The organism is Flavobacterium sp. J372, from assembly GCF_024699965.1.
Classification (GTDB): Bacteria; Bacteroidota; Bacteroidia; order Flavobacteriales; family Flavobacteriaceae; genus Flavobacterium.
Genome location: NZ_JAJOMZ010000004.1, coordinates 2,391,148 through 2,409,823, shown reverse-complemented (window position 1 = coordinate 2,409,823; position 18,676 = coordinate 2,391,148). Strand labels below are relative to the sequence as shown.

15 protein-coding genes and 3 pseudogenes are annotated in these 18,676 nt (G+C 41.8%); all 18 read right to left on the bottom strand.

Translation table 11 applies throughout. The annotated features are described in order from the left end of the window. Positions 1-6: 6 nt before the first annotated feature. The 18 genes and pseudogenes from LRS05_RS11960 to LRS05_RS11880 all read right to left on the bottom strand — a co-directional run bounded on the left by LRS05_RS11960 (position 7) and on the right by LRS05_RS11880 (position 18,583). Positions 7-708, bottom strand: coding sequence for a sulfite exporter TauE/SafE family protein (locus LRS05_RS11960; RefSeq protein WP_257868534.1), 702 nt, complete (start codon positions 706-708; stop codon positions 7-9). A gap of 4 nt (positions 709-712) precedes the next feature. Next, entirely contained in the window at positions 713-1,159 is a 447-nt protein-coding gene (locus LRS05_RS11955) for a FixH family protein (protein ID WP_257868533.1), read from the bottom strand. 5 nt (positions 1,160-1,164) lie between these two features. After that, a pseudogene (gene ccoG, locus LRS05_RS11950) lies at positions 1,165-2,582 on the bottom strand (cytochrome c oxidase accessory protein CcoG). An 8-nt stretch (positions 2,583-2,590) separates the two neighbouring features. Then, positions 2,591-3,019: a c-type cytochrome gene (locus tag LRS05_RS17355; RefSeq protein ID WP_308224922.1), complete on the bottom strand. Its 429-nt coding sequence runs from the start codon at positions 3,017-3,019 to the stop codon at positions 2,591-2,593. 53 nt (positions 3,020-3,072) lie between these two features. Next, positions 3,073-3,510, bottom strand: a complete 438-nt coding sequence (locus LRS05_RS17350) for a cbb3-type cytochrome c oxidase N-terminal domain-containing protein (RefSeq protein ID WP_308224920.1) — start codon at positions 3,508-3,510, stop codon at positions 3,073-3,075. 11 nt (positions 3,511-3,521) lie between these two features. Next, complete coding sequence (locus tag LRS05_RS11940) at positions 3,522-3,713, bottom strand: CcoQ/FixQ family Cbb3-type cytochrome c oxidase assembly chaperone (RefSeq protein WP_257868532.1); 192 nt, start codon at positions 3,711-3,713, stop codon at positions 3,522-3,524. 3 nt (positions 3,714-3,716) lie between these two features. Next, positions 3,717-5,927, bottom strand: coding sequence for a cytochrome-c oxidase, cbb3-type subunit I (gene ccoN, locus LRS05_RS11935; RefSeq protein ID WP_257868531.1), 2,211 nt, complete (start codon positions 5,925-5,927; stop codon positions 3,717-3,719). 2 nt (positions 5,928-5,929) lie between these two features. Continuing rightward, the gene (gene ccoS / locus LRS05_RS11930; RefSeq protein ID WP_257868530.1) at positions 5,930-6,103 is read right to left on the bottom strand and encodes a cbb3-type cytochrome oxidase assembly protein CcoS; all 174 of its coding nucleotides are present in this window, start codon (positions 6,101-6,103) and stop codon (positions 5,930-5,932) included. Between the two features lie 25 nt (positions 6,104-6,128). Next, positions 6,129-8,554: pseudogene (locus LRS05_RS11925) on the bottom strand (heavy metal translocating P-type ATPase metal-binding domain-containing protein). Between the two features lie 139 nt (positions 8,555-8,693). Beyond that, a complete protein-coding gene (locus tag LRS05_RS11920) occupies positions 8,694-9,743 on the bottom strand; it encodes a response regulator (protein WP_257868529.1) in 1,050 nt (349 codons plus the stop codon). Continuing rightward, a complete protein-coding gene (locus LRS05_RS11915) occupies positions 9,721-10,923 on the bottom strand; it encodes a PAS domain-containing sensor histidine kinase (protein ID WP_257868528.1) in 1,203 nt (400 codons plus the stop codon). Before LRS05_RS11915 ends, LRS05_RS11920 begins: the two co-directional genes overlap by 23 nt. Beyond that, positions 10,920-12,023: a PEP/pyruvate-binding domain-containing protein gene (locus LRS05_RS11910; protein ID WP_257868527.1), complete on the bottom strand. Its 1,104-nt coding sequence runs from the start codon at positions 12,021-12,023 to the stop codon at positions 10,920-10,922. The genes LRS05_RS11915 and LRS05_RS11910 overlap by 4 nt, the downstream gene beginning before the upstream one ends. 163 nt (positions 12,024-12,186) lie before the next feature. Next, entirely contained in the window at positions 12,187-12,369 is a 183-nt protein-coding gene (locus LRS05_RS11905) for a hypothetical protein (RefSeq protein ID WP_257868526.1), read from the bottom strand. Between the two features lie 137 nt (positions 12,370-12,506). Beyond that, the gene (locus tag LRS05_RS11900; RefSeq protein WP_257868525.1) at positions 12,507-13,892 is read right to left on the bottom strand and encodes a TolC family protein; all 1,386 of its coding nucleotides are present in this window, start codon (positions 13,890-13,892) and stop codon (positions 12,507-12,509) included. After that, on the bottom strand, positions 13,889-15,241 hold the full coding sequence (locus LRS05_RS11895; RefSeq protein WP_257868524.1) for an HlyD family secretion protein: 1,353 nt from the start codon (positions 15,239-15,241) through the stop codon (positions 13,889-13,891). The genes LRS05_RS11900 and LRS05_RS11895 overlap by 4 nt, the downstream gene beginning before the upstream one ends. After that, positions 15,235-16,906 (bottom strand): annotated as a pseudogene (locus LRS05_RS11890) (peptidase domain-containing ABC transporter). The gene LRS05_RS11895 and the pseudogene LRS05_RS11890 overlap by 7 nt, the downstream one beginning before the upstream one ends. Before the next feature lie 3 nt (positions 16,907-16,909). Continuing rightward, positions 16,910-17,581 (bottom strand): TetR/AcrR family transcriptional regulator, encoded by a 672-nt coding sequence (locus LRS05_RS11885; protein WP_257868523.1) that lies wholly within the window; start codon positions 17,579-17,581, stop codon positions 16,910-16,912. 81 nt (positions 17,582-17,662) lie between these two features. Continuing rightward, positions 17,663-18,583 carry a LysR family transcriptional regulator gene (locus LRS05_RS11880; protein WP_257868522.1) on the bottom strand — a complete coding sequence of 307 codons (921 nt, stop codon included), beginning with the start codon at positions 18,581-18,583 and terminating at the stop codon, positions 17,663-17,665. Between the last annotated feature and the right edge of the window lie 93 nt (positions 18,584-18,676).

Here is an 18,676-nt window from a genome sequence, read left to right as displayed (position 1 = left end):
AGCTTTTTATTTGCAGTGCGGTGCCTGCTGCACAAATAGGCTAAGGCTTCCGGGTGAAATATAGGGAATGTCAAGCCCCAGGCCACGCACTATAAATAGCGCTCCTACCAACACAACCATATACGGTACGGCTTTGCTGAACCATGCCCTTGAGCTGTTTTTTATAAAGCCTGAAGAATATACAACAAGGCTCATCAGCGGAATGGTGCCCGCTCCATATAATACCATATAAAGCATTCCCAGGCTTGTGCTTTGCATGGCTATGGCGCCAAACAGCGCTGCATATACCAATCCGCATGGCAAAAAGCCATTGAGTAGTCCTGTCATGAAAAAAGCTTTAAGATTCCTTTTCCTGAACTGGCTGCCAAGGCCAGATTTTATGTTTGATATTACTTTGTATACCGGTTTAGAGAAATTATATTTTGCAAAAGCTTTTTCCGGAATCAGGATTATGGTGATCATAATGATTCCTGCCATAACAGAAAGTTCCTGCTGCAGGCCTGCCATGCAAAAGCTGCTTCCCAACAGGCCAAATAGCAGGCCGAGGCTGCCATAAGCCGATAGCCTTCCGGCGTGGTAAAGCAGTAGCTGCAACGTTTGTTTAGCGGGATTCTTCCTGTCCACGGGTAACATCATGGCTATTGGCCCGCACATGCCGATGCAGTGCAGGCTTGAAACCAACCCAAGGATGAGTGCAGAATAGAGCATGCCTTTACAAGTTTAGCTTTTCTTTACTTAAGTAGTTTTTATCCTGGTATTTCCAGTCAACAATAATGTCCCAGCGGCCACCGGCAAGCCCGTGCTTAGGTATGAGCAAATACGGAGATGATAATAAAACAGGCATTTCAAAATCAAGCTTTTGTGCCGATGGCCTGTAAAGGGACACTTTACCGCTTATTTTTTTATAGTCAAAACTTTCAGGAAATATTATTTTAATATCCTTTCCCGTATCAGTGATCAGAAGCTTATGCTCAAGGCCGGCTGCATTGTGCTCTTTTTCAAGCCGCGTTTCAAGCACCCGTTCCTGCTTATAGTAATCTTCTACTACAAGCTCATTGTCATATTTACTGTCAGACTGTACCCTGAACACAAAGAACAGGATGAAGCTCATAAATAGCCCGAATGCGATTACTATTCCCGTACCCCAGTTTATTTTCATACTAATTAATTAAAGGTTCGTGGCCCTAAGAAGTTTGTGGTTTCAGTATCAATCAACCTATTACCATCATATACCTCCAGTGTAATTTTTGTTTTATCTCTTTTCAGCAATGCAGGGTCTATTTCTATAAACATTGTGCCTTGGGCAGTACCTTCTTTAGCAATTTTAAATTCAGGTTTCCCTACTGTTTTAACCTCGCCTTTAATGCCTGCAAGTTCTATATGCACATTCTCAAAATCCTGCATTGTCTTGTTTACCAGTTTGTAGGTAAACACATTGCTTATTTTGCCTCCTTTGTGCTCAAAAAGCTGTCCCGGCAGGCGGAGTATTGTAGCATCTATATCATTACGCATGAACATCAGGCCTGTAAATATCCCGATTAGGATTACTAAAACTGCAGTATAGCCTTTCATCCTTGTCGTGAAGACAAACTTTTCTTTTTTACAATTTCATCTTCACTGGCATAGCGTATAAGTCCGCGCTCAAAACCAACTTTATCCATTATGGTATTGCACTCGTCAATACAAGCAGTACAGTTGGTACATTCCAGCTGCGTACCGTTTCGTATATCAATGCCTACGGGGCAAACGCTTACGCAAAGCTTGCAGTCTATACAGTTACCTTTACCGGCTAGCAGCCTGTCTTCATTTTTTATGATTTTCCCGCGCCCTGCCGTACTTTCACCCCTCACGTGGTCATAAGCTACAACAATAGTTTTATTATCAAGAAGGGCTCCCTGCAGCCTGCCGTAGGGGCACGCAATTATGCATACCTGCTCCCGGAACCAGGCAAATACAAAGTAAAAAACACCGGTAAAAATGAGCAGCGCTATAAAATTGCCCAAGTGTTTAAATGGCCCGTCTTTAACCATTAAGATAAGCTCATCGCTGCTTATAAGGTAGGCCAGGAATACATTAGCAATCAGGAAGGATATTATAAAAAAGACGAACCATTTAAGCGTTCTCTTTCTTATCTTCTCAGCATTCCATTCCTGCTTGTCCAGTTTTATCTGCGCATTGCGGTCGCCATCTATCAAGTATTCTATGCGCCTGAAAACCATTTCCATAAAGATAGTCTGCGGGCAAATCCATCCGCAAAAGATACGGCCAAAAGCAACTGTAAACAGCGCCACAAAAACTACCCCTATAATCATGCAAATTACAAACAGGTAAAAATCCTGCGGCCAGAACGGAAACCCGAAAATATTAAACCTTCGCTCCAAAACATTGAACATTAGGAACTGGTTGCCGTTAACTTTAATAAACGGAGCGGCAAACAGGAAAGTGAGCAGGATGTAACTCACCCGCTTCCTGTAAGTATATAGCTTACCTGATGGTTTTTTGGGGAATACCCAGGCCCGTTTACCCTCTTCATTTATTGTCCCGATATGATCGCGGAACTCTTCATCCTGCATTATAGCCATTATTAAAACTATTTTATATTAGCAGCCACCTCAGGAGCTTTCGTGGCAGGCTCTTCAATATATACATCGCCTTCAGGCGCCTTTGCATCTTTTGGGTTGCTCCCTTTAAGAGACAATATATAGCTGGCAACAAGCTGTATCTCTGATGGCTTAAGGGTTCCCTGCCAGGCAACCATACCTTTACCGTCGCGCCCGCCTTTGGTTATAGTGTTAAATACATTTTTGATACCGCCGCCCAACAGCCAATGGTTATCTGTAAGATTTGGTCCTATGGCTCCGCCGGCGTCAGCGCGATGGCAGGCAATACAGTTGGCCTCAAAAATTTTCTTCCCCGATGCAAGGTCACCTGCATCAGTAAGCAGGGTCACTGTATTGGCATCAATAAGGTCTTTTGCAGTTTTTTTATATTCTTCAACTGCAATACGGGCCTCTTCCACTTCAACACTAAACTCTGATGTCTGGTCATTGCCCGATGCTATTTGATAATAGCCTAAATAAACCGCGCCGAAAATAATGGTTCCGTAAAAAGCTTAACCCACCAGGGTGGCAGTACATTATCCAGCTCGTGAATACCATCATAATTGTGATCCATCATTATAGTGCCCTCATCTTCAATACGCGGCTGCTCTGTAACAAAAAAGCCTTTAAGTTTCTTAAACCATGCTTTTTCGGTTATGCTCATGGCTTCTTCCTCTTCAAGCTTCTTTCGCTGCTCTTCGGTAAGCAGGGCATACGTAACCCTGTCAACAGCCGCTACAACCACCTCAACGGTTATAATCACTACCAGCAATACCAAAAGAAACAGTGAAACCAACGGATATTTAAGGAATGCAGGCCTATCGCCCGAGTCAATAAAAAACTCTGTAAGCGCAAATCCCAGCGCAAAAAATACGGGTATCCTCACGTAAAACGGAAATAACTTTTTCATTGGTGTTGGTATTAGCTGTTTTTATCTTCAGGGCTTTCGCTGTCAAAAGGCAGCAGGCTCATCTCATTAATCTTGTCTTTTTTGTAGGTGTATACCCATGTATAAAGCGCGATAAAGAAAATAAAGAAGATGAGCAGCGATATTATCGGGAATATCTCAATACCAGAGATGCTCTCCATATTGTGTTTTACAAACTTCAGCATGGTTTATTTTTTAAGGTTTGCGGTAGATGTTTCAGTTGTATTTTTAATCTTGATGTCGGTACCAAGGCGCTGCAGGTATGCAATAAGCGCGGTGATTTCCCTGTCTTTCATCGGTATGAAAGCATCGCCGCGCGCAGCAGCCGCTTTTCTGCTTTCTTCATAACTCTTCACGAAGTCAGGATCGGCATGCAGGCTTTTTTCAATTTTGGCAGATTGCCCGGCTATAGCTTGTTTTGCGTTTACGATGTCTTCTGCGGTATATGGCACTCCAAGCTGAACCATAACTTTCATTTTCTTTTCAATATCTGAATAGTCCATCGGCTTGTTGTCAAACAGCCATTTGTAGGCAGGCATTATTGAGCCGGCTGATGTACTTTGAGGGTCCCACATGTGGTTAAAGTGCCAGTTGTCGCTGTATTTGCCGCCTACGCGCATCAGGTCGGGCCCGGTACGTTTTGAGCCCCACAGGAACGGGTGGTCATACACATATTCACCTGATTTCGAGTATTCGCCATATCGTTCCACCTCACTGCGGAAAGGGCGTATCATCTGTGAGTGGCAGTTCACACACCCCTCACGGATGTAGAGGTCGCGGCCTTCAAGCTCAAGCGGAGTATAAGGCTTTACTGTTGATATAGTTGGTATGTTTGACTTTACCATGATAGTAGGCACAATTTGTATCACCCCGCCAATAAGTACAGCAATGGTTGCAAGTATGGCAAGCTGTATAGGCCTTCTTTCCAGCCACGGGTGGAATTTCTCACCTTTAAGCCTTTTGTTGCTTATCTTTTGCAGTGCAGGCGCTTCGGCAAGTTCATCTTCAATTTTGCGGCCCTGCTTTACGGTCATTATAATGTTGTAGCACAGCACAAGCAGCCCTACTACGAATAGGGTTCCACCTATAGCCCTCATCCAGTACATTGGCATAATAGCTTTTACAGTTTCAAGGAAGTTACCATGAACCAAGGAGCCATCAGGATTAAATTCTTTCCACATAGATGCCTGTACAAATCCTGCTACATACATTGGCAATGCATAGAGAATGATGCCCAGCGTACCAATCCAGAAATGGAAGTTGGCCAGTTTTACAGAATATAGCGTAGTTTTCGTCATACGCGGTATTAGCCAATATATCACAGCAAAGGTGAGAAAGCCATTCCAGGCAAGTGCACCAACGTGTACGTGAGCCACGATCCAGTCGGTAAAGTGCGCGATTGCATTTACATTTTTCAGTGAAAGCATCGGCCCCTCAAATGTTGCCATACCGTATCCTGTGATAGCGACCACAAAGAATTTAAGAACAGGGTCGGTGCGTACTTTGTCCCATGCACCACGCAGGGTAAGAAGGCCGTTTATCATACCGCCCCATGACGGCGCAATGAGCATTACCGAAAAAACAACGCCAAGGTTCTGTGCCCAGTCGGGCAGGGCAGAGTAGAGCAGGTGGTGCGGCCCGGCCCAGATATAAATGAATATTAATGACCAAAAGTGTATTATTGACAGCCTGTAGGAGTATACCGGCCTGTTAGCCGCTTTAGGCAGGAAGTAATACATAAGCCCTAAAAAAGGCGTAGTAAGAAAGAATGCAACCGCGTTGTGACCATACCACCATTGTACCAGCGCATCCTGCACGCCTGCATATACAGAATAGCTTTTCATGCCGCTCACCGGCAGCTCAAGGCTGTTGAAGATGTGGAGGATGGCTACGGTAATAAAAGTAGCCAGGTAAAACCATATTGCAACGTATAAGTGACGCTCCCTACGCCTTAAGATTGTGCCAATCATATTGATGCCAAATACTACCCATACTACGGCAATAGCTATATCTATTGGCCATTCCAGCTCGGCATATTCTTTTGAAGTGGTATAGCCCAACGGCAGTGAAATTGCCGCTGCGACGATTATAAGCTGCCATCCCCAAAAGTTAATGTTGCTTAGAATGTCACTATACATTCGCGTTTTCAAAAGCCGCTGCAAAGAGTAATAAATACCCGCAAACATGGCATTCCCCACAAAAGCAAAAATGACTGCATTGGTATGCAGCGGCCTTAACCTGCCATAGCTCAGCCAGGACACGCCGTCGGTAAGGTTTGGGAACATGTACATCGACGCAATTAACAGGCCGGCAAGCATCCCTACCACACCAAATACTATTGTGGCATAAAGGAATTTCTTTACAATTTTGTTGTCATAATAGAATTGTTGCATTTCCATAATTACGATTGCTTAGTGGTGTTTGTTTCTTTTTTAATTTCATCATCGAATAAAACCCGCACCGAAGGGGTGTAGCTGTCATCAAACTGGCCCTGTCTTACTGCCTTTATAAAAGCATACAGGAACACCAATGCCACGATAAGGCTGATGATGATCAATAAAAATATTACGCTCATACTTCTTAATTTTCTGTTAACAAAACTATTGTTGGGCAACCGGATAAAGTATGATATTTGTCATGGGATGCCTTAATCGGGATTTTTTCTGCGAGTAATAATTACTCAAAATAGTGACGAAACTCACAATTGTAATTGTGCTGAGCGGCATAATAATGGCTGCCACAAGCGGCAGTAAATTTCCGGTAACTGCAAATGACAAGCCCACAACATTATACGCCAGTGACAGGGCGAAGCTCATCTTGATCGTTTTGATGGTGTTCTTTGAGTAGGTGAGGAACCATCCGATCTTTTTGAATTCAAAAGCGTCAAGAATGCCGTCACAAGCGGGTGAGAAGACATTGATATTTTCCGATATGGCAATCCCCACATTACTTTGCTTAAGTGCTCCGGCATCGTTGAGGCCATCTCCTATCATCATCACATTGTTGCCTTTGCGCTGGAGGTTCTCGATATAAGCGAGCTTCTGTTCCGGTTTCTGGTTGAAAATAAGCTCAACACCCTCGGGCAGCATCTCTTTCAGGATCTCACGCTCGCCTTCATTATCGCCCGAAAGCACTTTTATCCTATAGCCTGCAGCGAGTTCTTTAAAAAGCGCGGCCAGCCCCTCGCGGTAGTTATTATTAAAAATGTAGTGTCCCACATAGGCGCCGTTTATTGATGCATGCACATGCGTCTGCATACTGTCGGCACTTTTATAGCCCACAAAAGACGAGGATCCGATTTTAATGGTATTACCCTCTATTGTGCCACAGATACCTTTGCCGGTTATCTCCGTAAAATCATCAACCGGCAACAGCGCAACTTCCGGGAGGGTTTCATACAGCCTTCTGCTCAGGGGATGGTTTGATCCCCTAAGCACCGACTTGATTAAGGAAAGCTGCCTGCTATCAGGAGTTGTACCTTCAAATTGGATGTTGGATTTTTCGTTGGTTGTAATGGTGCCCGTTTTATCAAAAATTACGGTGTCAATTTTTGCCATCTGCTCAATTACCGTTGCATTCTTCAGGTAAAGTTTCTTCTTCCCCATGATGCGCAGGACATTACCAAGCGTAAAAGGTGCGCTCAAAGCCAGGGCACAGGGGCAAGCCACGATAAGCACAGCGGTAAAAACATTAAAGGCTGTTGTTGTATCACGGGGGACCCAGTAAAAAAATCCTGCAAAAGCAACAAGAAGCAGCAGCGGTGTAAAATACCGGCTGATGGTATCGGTCAGGGTTTTATAATCCTTTTCGGGGTTCTTGGCGAAAGCCGCATTACCCCACAGTTGGGTAAGGTAGCTTTGGGAGACAGAGTTCAATATCTCCATTTCCACAACCGGGCCAAGTTGCCTGCCTCCGGCAAATAGCTTATCCCCGGGTTTTTTAGCTACCGGCTCGGCCTCACCGGTTACAAAACTGTAATCTATAGACGTTGTTCCGCCTACCAGTATACCGTCAACAGGTATAAGTTCCTGATTGCGTACCATTATCCTGTCGCCTGCCGATACTTCATATACAGGGACTGAAACTTCTGTCCTGTCTGGAAGTATTTTGGTGACTGCCACGGGAAAGTACGATTTGTAATCCCTTTCGAAAGAGAGGAAATTATAGGTTTTCTGCTGAAAAACCCTACCCAGGAGCATGAAGAACACCAATCCCGCCAGGCTGTCGAAAAAGCCCTGGCCATAACCCATAACAATGTCAACCGTACTACGCACAAACATAACGATAATACCCAGTGCTATCGGGATGTCGATATTCAGCATGCCGCGGCGCAGGCTGTTCCATGCTGATACATAGTAGCCGCTGGCTGAATAGAAGAAGCTGGGCAGTGCCAAGGCAAAGACCAGCCACCTCAGGAAGCCGCGGTAATTGTTAAGCCAAAATTCCTCATCTTCAAAGTATTCCGGAAAGGAGAGGAGCATTATATTGCCAAAGCAAAAGAAAGCAACCCCGAGCTTATAGATCAGGCAACGGTCAACGCGCTTTTTTTATTGTCATAGTTCTCAAGGGTAATGTACGGCTCGTAGCCTATCCTGCTCAGCAGCAGGACGACCTGTTTCATGGAAACCTCTGCGGAGTTGTAAATAATACGTACTTTTTTTTCGGGGAAATTTACCTGAGAGCTGCTGATGGCCGGATTAAGTCGGTGCAGGTTTTCCAGTATCCAGATGCATGAGCTGCAATGGATATGCGGTATGTAAAGTGAAATAATCTGTGTTGCCTCTTCCTTAAATTCCAGGAGTTTCTCTGCAATGGCCCCGTTGTCGAGAAAATCATACTTGCCGTTATTATCTTGTGGGGTAGCCCCGGGAGCCTGTGCAAACGTATAATAGTCGGCCAGGCCATTTGAAGTGAATATCTCATATACGGTCTTGCAGCCGCTGCAGCAGAATGATTTATCATCAAAAATGATTTCATTTCTTTTTACAACTTCCAGTCCGCAATGAAAACAATTTTTAGTGTCCATATTTGCTCAATTACCTGGAGCAAAATTGGGGAGGAAGGTTTGCTTATAACATGACACTCATCACAGGGCCATTTGCATAAATTGTAGGTTTTTCTACAATAATGATTTAAGTCATATTTGTTGAAAGTGAATGCTCATGCTAATTCTTCATACTGTTGAGCTTATCACGATTAAGAATTTTTATGTTACTTCCGCTTTTATCTATTAATCCTTCACTTTTGAAATCGGTAAGAGTACGGCTTACTGTCTCTGGCGATGTTCCTGCAAGCGAAGCAAGATCTTCACGGCTTATTTTAATATTACTATCGCCTGTAGTATGTTTTTGCAGTAACCGTATAAGGCATTCGGCAATTCTTTTCCTAACCGAGTAATAAGCTATCTGCATTAGCCGCATTTCTCTTTCCCGAATGTTGTTTGAAAGCATTTTTATAAATTTTGCGCCTACATCGGGGTATAGGTAAAGCATTTTATCAAGCTGTTCAACGGGCAGGAAACTCAATACAGTATCCTCAAGGGCAACTGCTGTGTCGTCATAGGTCTCCTGAGATAGTACTATGTTCAGGTCAAGATAATCGTTGGCTTTGTAAATTCCGGTAATCAATTCGCGGCCATCTTCGGTAAGCTTCACTGTTTTCACCGCTCCGCTTATTATGTAATAAATTCCGGTTACCCTGTCACCTTCATAATGTATGTGCTGGCTTTTTTTAAATTTCCTGCCGCTACGGTCTTCCATTATGTTCTTCAGTTCTTCCCAGCCATCTTTTTTGGAAATCACTTCTTCAAGCTGCTGGGCAGATTTACCGTAGAAAACCTGATGTATCCCGCGTTTTTTTAATCGACTTTCTATAGCGTTCAAAAGGTCCGTATCATCAAAAGGTTTGGTAAGATAATCGTCAGCGCCAAGCTCCATGCCTTTGCGTATATCCGGCCTTTCAGCCTTGGCAGTAAGGAAAATGAATGGTATCGCACTGGTCTGTTCATAATTCCCTAAAGCTTCCAAAACACCATAGCCGTCAAGCTCCGGCATCATTATGTCACAAAGTATAATATCGGGCACATGCTTTAACGCCTCTTCAACTCCCAGCAATCCGTTTGAAGCGCTAAAAGCTTCATAGCCTGAAAGTTCAAGAATTTCAAGTACATTTTCCCTAATGTCTTTATTGTCTTCAATAAGCAGTACTTTGGTCATAGTTAAATCGTATTGTAAATTCAGTTCCTTCGTTTATTTTACTTTTGCAGGTAAGGGTACCGTTCATCAGGTTTACATATCGTGCGGCAATATTAAGCCCAAGCCCCGTCCCGGGAATATTACCGGTATTCTGTGCCCTAAAGAACGCCTCAAAAAGGTGCTTTTGTTCTTCTTCCGGTATGCCTATACCATTATCTTTTACCGTAATTTCTATGCCGTTTTCCTGTACTGCAGATGTAAATTCAATATATGTGTCGTCACCTGAATACTTTATGGCATTCGATATAAGATTGATTATACAGTTTTTAAGCAGGTTTTTATCAAGTTTTACCAGGTTTGCCGCACCATTATGTGTATAAACGATTTCCTGGCTATTTTTAACCAGCAGCTTCAATTCATCAGTAATTTCACGGCAGAATATTTCAAGGTCGAATGTAGACCAGTTCACTACAATTTTTCCTGCTTCAGCTTTTTCAACGTGCAGAAAATCATCAAGAATAGAGGTGAGGTTATTTACAGCGCTTTTAATCTTGTTAACATGGCGTTCAATTTTTTCGCCATTTTCTCCCTGCGTATAACGCTCAATGAGTGAGGCTGACAGCTGTACTGCGCTAAGGGGTGTGCGGAACTCGTGTGATGCCATTGAAAGCAGCCGGCTCTTCAGCTGGCCAAGTTCTTTTTCTTTTTCGAGTGAATGGCTTACTTCTTCTTTGGCATATGTAAGTTCAGCAATGGTATCATTTAATGACTGTGTGCGGTCTTTCACAAGCTCTTCAAGGTGCTGCGTGTACTGCATAAGCCGGTTTTCTGCTTCTTTTTGATGGCTAAGGTCATGTATAAATCCTGCAAAAATACGTGTCCCTTCAAACCTTACCTCGCTTACTCCTAGGCGAAAAGGGAAAATATTCCCGTCTTTTCTCCGCCCCAGTACGTCCCGGCCGTAGCCTATAATATGCGGTACGCCGGTTTCAGAATAGTTATGCATGTACTGGTCGTGGTTTTCCCTGTCGGGCGAAGGCATTAGCATACTTATATTTCTTCCGATAACTTCTTCGGGACTGTATAAAAACAATCTGCATGCTGAAGGGTTTATTGATTCAACAATTCCCCGCTCATTAATAGTTATAATCCCGTCGATAGCATTGTCAATAATAGCGGTAAGCAGCGCTTCGTGTTTCATCGGAAAGTATTTTCCCCAAATATCGTAAAAATGGTATTTTTCCGAGTATTATAAACGCTAAATTTAGCAGGATATTGAAATGTTACCGGACTGAAACTAGTGGTTACCGTTGGCCGCGCTGCCACCAGGTATAATAATTTGTCATTTCCGTCTTTTGCCCATTCAAAATCCATAGGTACACCAAAATGCTGTTCGATAATTCCGGGCCAGTGAGACAGTTGAATTAGTTCATCGTCTGAAAGTACATATTCTGCTCTCATCTCCCTTGGTGTTGTTATATCTATTGTAGAGTTTGTTCCGGCTGCATTTTCATTATAAACAATCATCCTGCTTTTGCTACCCATTTGTTTCAAAATTTCAGGTTGGCCATTAATATTTAAAGGTTGAAAAACCCTAAATTCATCAGGTATTACAGCAGGGTGTTTTGTAAACTCACCCAGGCCCCATGAGCCCACAATATGTATTGTATCGGGGCTGCCCGGTACCGGCCCGGCAAGATATCCAGTTCCTGAACAGGCAATATCTGAGCGTACCATTTTCTGGACACATATACACATTGATACGCTATTATGAGGAATGCCTTTTTTGTTGCGGTATTTTAATGCTATATCCATATAAAGTGATGCGTAACAGCATTTTACAGAATAAATTAGCGCAAAGGGGCCGTTGATGTTTAAGAAAGAATCATGAAGCCCTGCAAAACTTTCAAAAGGGTATCCTTCCCATGCCAGGCTGCACCTTACTGCTACAGATTTATCTTTCCCGTTAAAACAATCATTATATGCAGAAAGTATAGCGCTTTCCAGTTCAGGAGGAAATTTGGAATGCATAATCAGAGACCGTATTTTTTCCGCAGCATGATCAGGGCCGTCAATTGATGTAAAGCTTGTCTCATTTAGTAAATCCTGGATCCCAGGCTCAAGTTTATTGTATTCGAAAAAATACTTAAATGCAGCAACATTTACAGCAAATCCGTCAGGTACATTTATTCCTAATGGCTTAAGGGTGCTTGATATCTCACCAATTAAGGCAGCTTTGCCGCCTATACCGGCATTATCGCCCAGCCTGATTTCACTGAATTTCTGTACAAATGCTTTCATCGATACTATTTACAAAATGAAGAATTCTGTAATTACCAAAAGTATTTTAGTTCAATACACATATAAATGATGTTAGTCACTAATCCCTAAAAAAGGATATGATATTTATAATAAAATTTACAGAGGCTTAAGTTTATTACATTATTGAATAAGGTAATAAGGTTTATTTTACCGTTACAGTATCAGTTTTACTGCTTACAATATGTTGTTCTCCAATTTGGGGTTCTGCAGCTTTCCCTTCATAAACCAGTTCTTTTTCTTTTGCAGATGCTGTATCATTACCGCATGAAGTAAACATCGATGTAAGCAAGGCTGCAATGGCTGAAACCATTAAAAACGTTCTCATAATGAAATTAATTTATGATGCGAAAGTAGGGTAGGTTAAACGCCTGAAATATGACAGACATCATAATTTACAATTTCAGTGTAAAAATATCAGGATATGATAAAAGCTTAATTTTCAACTCTAAGCTCGTTACCTTATTAAGGATTACTTAATGTCCTGTACAGTTCTGCCATAGAGTTTAACAGCCTGTTCTCAATATTGATTTCGCTAAGCCTGCTGCTTACAACATTATTTTCACGCGAGTTTATAATAAACAGCGAACTTTCGCCGAATGAAAATAAACGTTCTTCAGACGAAAGCATAGTTGTGTAGTCTTTTACAAGTGCCGAAACGGTAATTTGTTGTGATTGCAATGCTTCAATCTCAGCTTGTTGCGCTGTTATTTTATTTTTAAGCGCTACACGTTCAAGGTCAAGATCAAGCTGCCCGTCCTGCAGTTTTAGCTTTGCAAGTTTAAGCATTCCACGCTCTTTACGCAGAAAAAGAGGGAAGCTGAAATTCAGGCCAATTTTATAATCTTCAAAGCGGTAATTGTCAAAATACGAAGGTTCAGATAAGTAATTGTAGCTAACATCTACTTTTGGTAGCAACAGGTTTGCTTTATACCTGCGGTCAATCTCCAGGATATCTATCTTACCCTGAAGCGCCTGCACTTTGGGGTGCTGCTCTAATTGCAGGCTGGCAGTTGCATTTGTAATGTTCAGGAGTTCGGTTACATTTTGGGTAAGATTCTCTTCAGGCACAATATTTTCGGCCAGTTCTACCGGTACGTTATCAATCCAAAGGTAATTTGACATTTCCAGCCGTGCTTTTGTCAGTTTCAGCCGTGCATCAGCAAGATTTAGTTGTCTTGATTTTACAACTATACCTGCTTCAACAGAGTCTATTGCAGGTTTATCACCCAATTGTATCAGTTTTGTTATCCCGGTATATCTAACCTGAGCGTAATCGAGATATGTTTCATAAAGCCTTACTTCTTCAAATGCACGTTTCCAGCTGAAATAGGCAAGAGCTGCATTATAAATTGCTTCTGTTGCCTGCAACTTCTGCTCTGCGGCGCTTAGCCTTATCTGCACTTTTGCCATCCTGAGGTCAGTCATCCTTCGGTTTACCAGCAGTCCCTGTGCCAGCGGAACAGAAATACCAACAGAGGTAAGCCCGCCGTCAGGAGTAATGTTTTGCGGATTTACATATATTCCTTCACTATTGTCAAAAGCAGCTTTTATCTCAATGCCATACCATGTCGGGATTTTAAAACTGCTGTTTAACAGAGAGTAATATTCAGTGCCTTTAAATTCCTTCTTATCGTAGTCAACCTCAATCTTGGGGTCAAACCCTCCGCGGGCAGCCATTAGTTCTGCTTCTGCCCGGCTTATTGTAAGATTGGATTGCCGTGTAAGAGGATGATACTTTTTCACGTACCCAAGATACTCTGCAAAACTTAGCTGCCCGGGGCTTAATTCCTGTGCAGCAGCGCCCTGGATGCAAAAAATGAAAAGAATTATATAAATTATCGGTCTCATTTCTTTTTATCGGTTTCTTTATCCTGTCCCGCCTGATAATAATTAGGAGGAAATCCGTTTAATGTTCGCCATACCTCAAACCATACAGGCACAGTGTCTAACAATGCTATAGTTTGCGCACCCGCTCCTATGCTGAGCTGCTTTGGCCAGGGGGTATCACTGTTATCAGGCGCTATAAGTACCCTGTACCTGCCGTTAGGACTTATAAAATTCTCTATAGCAACTATACGTCCGCCAAAAGTACCATATGACATACCCGGCCAGCCTGAAAATACAATTGTTGGCCAGCCATCAAACCAAACCCTTACCTCATCACCCTTTTTCAGCAATGGGAGATCAATTGGCCTTACATAGGTTTCAACGGCAATGTCATAACCTGCTGGCATAATACTGACTATGGGAGTGCCTTCTTTTATTGTTTCACCAATACCCGACTGCAATGCCCGGTTCACATACCCGCTTTGGGGCGCTTTTATGTAATACATGCCATTTCGTATACTGTAATTTACATATTGGTTTTCAAGCTTGTTTACCTGGGCCTCAGTATCAAACTGGCTGCTCAATGCCGTAAACTTGTCACTGCTCGATTTGGCGATTTTTTCATTATATTCGGCAGTAATCCTGCCAATTTCCACCTTAGCATTAATAAGCTCATTTTGTGCAGTAAGCAATTTGTTTTCCTGGGTGATTATTTTAGCCTGCGCATCCTGCAGTTTCAGCCTTTTCTCTTCAACATCAGTTAAAGGTTTCAGCCCTTCTTTATTAAGCTCTACAGAACGGTCAAACTGGGTAGTCGCAATGCGTAATTGCGTCTTTACGGCTTCAAGGTCAATACTGTCGCTTTTTACCTTTAATAGTGCCTGCCTTATCTTATTATTTGCCTGTTGTATTTTAAGGCGCTGCTCACTTGACAGCGCTGCCATTTGAGACTCAAGCGACTCAACTTTGCTGTCATAAGATTTTAATGCATTTCTCTTTGCATCTACCTGCTGCCTGGTATTATTCACAAGGTTAGGGTCAAAGTAATCTTCTTTTATTTCAGAAATAAAGAGTATTGTGTCGCCCTTTTCTACGTAATCACCTTCCTGCACATACCATTTTTCAATCCGCCCGGCAATGGCATTATGTATAGTTTGCGGCCTTTGGTCGGGTTTGAGTGTTGTAACCGCTCCTGTACCTGAAATATTCTGTGTCCACGGCAGGAACAATATCAACAGTGCGAGAACACATAGCCCCAGAATTATCCTGTTGAGGATTTTGTAGTGCGGCCTGTCAGACAGCTGCTTTATGGTTTTAAACTGCTGCAACAGTTCAACCCGGGCTTTTTTGTTATTAGATATATTTAACATGGCTTACAGATTGTGTCGTTAATAATTTTTCCGTTTTCCATAGTTATCTTTCGGGTTGCCCTGGCCTGCCAGTGCGGATTGGCAGATGATACAATTACCGTCCACGGATTATCTACCGAAAAAATAAAGTCAATTAATGTAGTTGCGGCTTCCTTATCCATACGGTCTGTCGGGTCTTCATAAAAAAGTATTGATGGTTTATGCACTATACTTCGGGCCAAAAGTATCTTCTGCGCATTTGAGGATGACAACTGTTTTCCTTCAGGGAAAATTTTTGTTTCAAGGCCTTCAGGTAATGATTTTATCAATGGTGTAAGCTGTACGGCATCAAGTGCCCACCGTAAATCTTCAGGTTTAATAGTGGGATCATTAAAGGTAATATTTTCTAAAATCGTTCCTTCAAAAGGTGTTTCGCCCTGAATGATGCAGCCTATCTTTGCCCGGTAGGCAGCACTGTCTAGTTTCACAAAGGTACCATCGTTTAGTGACAGTGTTCCGGAAGTGGGCTGTAACAACCCGGAAAGTATCCGTATGAGTGTGGTCTTACCGGCACCATTGTTGCCTAATAGCAGAATCTTCTCGCCGGGTTTGGCTATAAGTGATATGTTCTTAAGCGTGTCTTTTTCAGCGCCCGGATAGCGAAACCTGATATTATCTGCTTCAATGGTAATTTCTTTTTCCTGTGAAATCTCAGAGGTATTTGAATCGTCTTCAATATCCATATCAGTTACCTGTCCTATCTTTTCAACTGCTGTCAGAACGTCATAAAAGCTTTCCAGCCCAAGTATTATTTTTTCAACTGAGTTGATAACCAAGAGGATAATAATTTCGGCGGCAACAAATTGCCCGATATTCATCTGCTCATTCAGTACAAGGAAACCGCCAATAAGCAGCAGGCCGGCTGTGATGATGATTTTAAATACAATAAGCTGGATAAACTGCCGGCGTATTATACCAAAATGCTGTTCGCGGTACGTAAGGTAACCTCCAACATGCTCATCTGTTTTTGCCAAGGCAAAATTAAAGTTGAGTTTTGTACGGAATGAAGAGTTGTTTCGCGCTATTTCCTGAAGCCAGTCAGCAGCGCGGTATTTGTATTTAGATTCGCTCAGGCTGGTTTCAAGGCCCGGCTTGTAAGAAAACCTGAAAATAAGGTAAAGCAGGCCCACAAGCAATAAGCCAAACAATATAAAGAAAGGGTGGTAAAGTGAGAGTAGTATTATACCAAAACCGATTTGCAGTAAAGCCGCAGAAAAATCAATCAACAATTTTGAAACGCCTTTCTGTATGGTGAGGGTATCAAAAAAACGATTAGCCAGCTCGGGCGGATAAAAGTTATTGTAAAGCTCATCAAAACGTATTTTTAGGAAGCCGGTACGCAAATTCAAAAGATGAGCGTATAAAAATTTTCTGCTGGAGGTTTTCAGTAATCCGCAGCTGCATTAGCGACAGCAGGCCTACCAAAGCTACGCCCCCAACTACAATAACTACAAGTACAATCCATGAAACACTTACCCTGCCACTTTGTATAAAGTTTATTATAGCCTGTATGCCTAATGGGAGTGAAAGGCTTATAAGCCCTGCAAATAAGGCGTAAAAAAATATTTGGTAGACATCTTTTTTATCGAGCTTCAGCAGGCTGAAAAATCTTTTGGCCGGTGTCATAGGCTATTTGTTTAGTATGGTTAACATGTACAGATAAAAGTCGGTAGGATTAACTTTATTGCTACAGTCTGTAATTGTCTTAAAATGATCTTTAATAAAATGCTGGTGCAGCGAGCCTTCCACAATACTTGAAGCAAAACTCCTGGGATATGGGAAATCAGGATTAACTTCAGTTATCATGGTTACAATCCGGTTAATAACCTGCTTGTATATCAGGAAAAATCCTTCTTTGTTTTCTTCATCAACCTCTTTTGTCAGAAAGGTTTTTGTAAATTCAGCCACTATAATCCTGTTCAGTGTAGACTCATTTATATATTCTGTCTTTTCATCGTCTTCAATCTTTTCTGTAATCAACGATACTGCCTTGCGGAGCCTTTCTAAAGGGTTATCAATATTTGTTGTTGCAAATACTATACGATATTCCATCCAGCTCCAGTACCATGATGACAGATAAACAAGCAGCTTGTGCTTATTCTCAAAATAACGATATACTGAACTTTCATTTGAACCGATACGTTCACCAAGTTTTTTGAATGTAAAATTATCAAAGCCAATTTCATCAATCAGGTTTATACTTTCACGAATAATATTTCTTCCAAGCAATGATGTCTCAGGATCTTTGAGATATATCTTAGGGTTAACCTGAATCTTTAGGTTTGCAAGCAATCCGTTCATTAAACAAAATTTATTTGCAAATATAATAGTAAAACTATTACTTTTGAAAGTGTTAGTTTTATTTAACGTTTGTTTAAGTAATTAAAATTGCTCATACCAGCTGAACCTGTTGTTAATAATATTTTCTTTATTAGCAGAAATATAATTGAGGTAGGCTGTGGCAACGGGAGAATGTTTTTTACCCTTCATCCAGATAAGGCTCCACATAGTTGTTATAGGCAATCCTTTTACCGGTATTATTTGCAAATCATGGTTAAACAACTCATTTTTAATACCAATGAGGGGCATTACAGAATATCCCATCCCTGAAATTATGGCCTGTTTTACAGCTTCGTTAGAGGTAAGTTCCATTTTTTTTATGTGAGTAATTTCATTTCTTGCAAGAAATTCTGCCATTGTTTGCCGCGTACCTGAACCTTCTTCCCTGAAGATAAGAGGCAGGTCTTTAAAGATATCAATAGTAGTTTCCGTCCCGAAGGTGCGCGATGTATTACCCACTAGGTGCAGCTTGTTTTTCAAAAGGTCCATTTTCTCAATGTCCATTTTTGACGGCAATACAGATACTAATGCAAAATCTACCTCATTATTATACAGGCTTGCTATTACGTCTCTTTTATTTGTTACATCCATAGCAAGCTCAACTGACTGATTTGCATTGAGAAAATCTGAGAGAAAGTAGGGCATTATGTATTTGCCTGTTGAAACTACCGATATTTTCAGCCTGCCAAAAAGCTGGCCCTTATATTCGGCTGTCCTGTAATTTATTGCATGCACCTGCTCAAGTATAGCTTCTGATGCCTGGGCAACTTCTTTACCAAATGCGGTAATGTAAATTTTACGGCCGATTGTTTCAATTAAAGGAATATCAAACTGGCTCTGGAAATTCTTCAGCTGAATAGATACAGCCGGTTGGGTAAGGTGCAGCTCTTCTGCGGCTTTTGTAATGCTCTGCGTCTGTGCAACTTTCAGAAAAATCTGTAATTGATGAAGTGTGTAATTCATAAAATATTTTTATGTAATTCATTTCAAATATAAATAAAAATATATTAACAACGCATAATACATTTGCCATGTAAATCTTTAAAACCATTTTTA

Excerpts from the sequence above, each read along its gene's own strand:
- ccoS (WP_257868530.1), bottom strand. The coding sequence starts at position 6,103 with ATGAGCGTAATATTTTTATTGATCATCATCAGCCTTATCGTGGCATTG.
- LRS05_RS11885 (WP_257868523.1), bottom strand. The coding sequence starts at position 17,581 with ATGAACGGATTGCTTGCAAACCTAAAGATTCAGGTTAACCCTAAGATA.
- LRS05_RS11900 (WP_257868525.1), bottom strand. The coding sequence starts at position 13,892 with ATGAGACCGATAATTTATATAATTCTTTTCATTTTTTGCATCCAGGGC.
- LRS05_RS11910 (WP_257868527.1), bottom strand. The coding sequence starts at position 12,023 with ATGAAAGCATTTGTACAGAAATTCAGTGAAATCAGGCTGGGCGATAAT.
- LRS05_RS11895 (WP_257868524.1), bottom strand. The coding sequence starts at position 15,241 with ATGTTAAATATATCTAATAACAAAAAAGCCCGGGTTGAACTGTTGCAG.
- LRS05_RS17350 (WP_308224920.1), bottom strand. The coding sequence starts at position 3,510 with ATGAAAAAGTTATTTCCGTTTTACGTGAGGATACCCGTATTTTTTGCG.
- LRS05_RS11920 (WP_257868529.1), bottom strand. The coding sequence starts at position 9,743 with ATGACCAAAGTACTGCTTATTGAAGACAATAAAGACATTAGGGAAAAT.
- LRS05_RS11905 (WP_257868526.1), bottom strand. The coding sequence starts at position 12,369 with ATGAGAACGTTTTTAATGGTTTCAGCCATTGCAGCCTTGCTTACATCG.
- ccoN (WP_257868531.1), bottom strand. The coding sequence starts at position 5,927 with ATGGAAATGCAACAATTCTATTATGACAACAAAATTGTAAAGAAATTC.
- LRS05_RS11915 (WP_257868528.1), bottom strand. The coding sequence starts at position 10,923 with ATGAAACACGAAGCGCTGCTTACCGCTATTATTGACAATGCTATCGAC.
- LRS05_RS11880 (WP_257868522.1), bottom strand. The coding sequence starts at position 18,583 with ATGAATTACACACTTCATCAATTACAGATTTTTCTGAAAGTTGCACAG.
- LRS05_RS11960 (WP_257868534.1), bottom strand. The coding sequence starts at position 708 with ATGCTCTATTCTGCACTCATCCTTGGGTTGGTTTCAAGCCTGCACTGC.
- LRS05_RS11940 (WP_257868532.1), bottom strand. The coding sequence starts at position 3,713 with ATGCTGAAGTTTGTAAAACACAATATGGAGAGCATCTCTGGTATTGAG.
- LRS05_RS11955 (WP_257868533.1), bottom strand. The coding sequence starts at position 1,159 with ATGAAAATAAACTGGGGTACGGGAATAGTAATCGCATTCGGGCTATTT.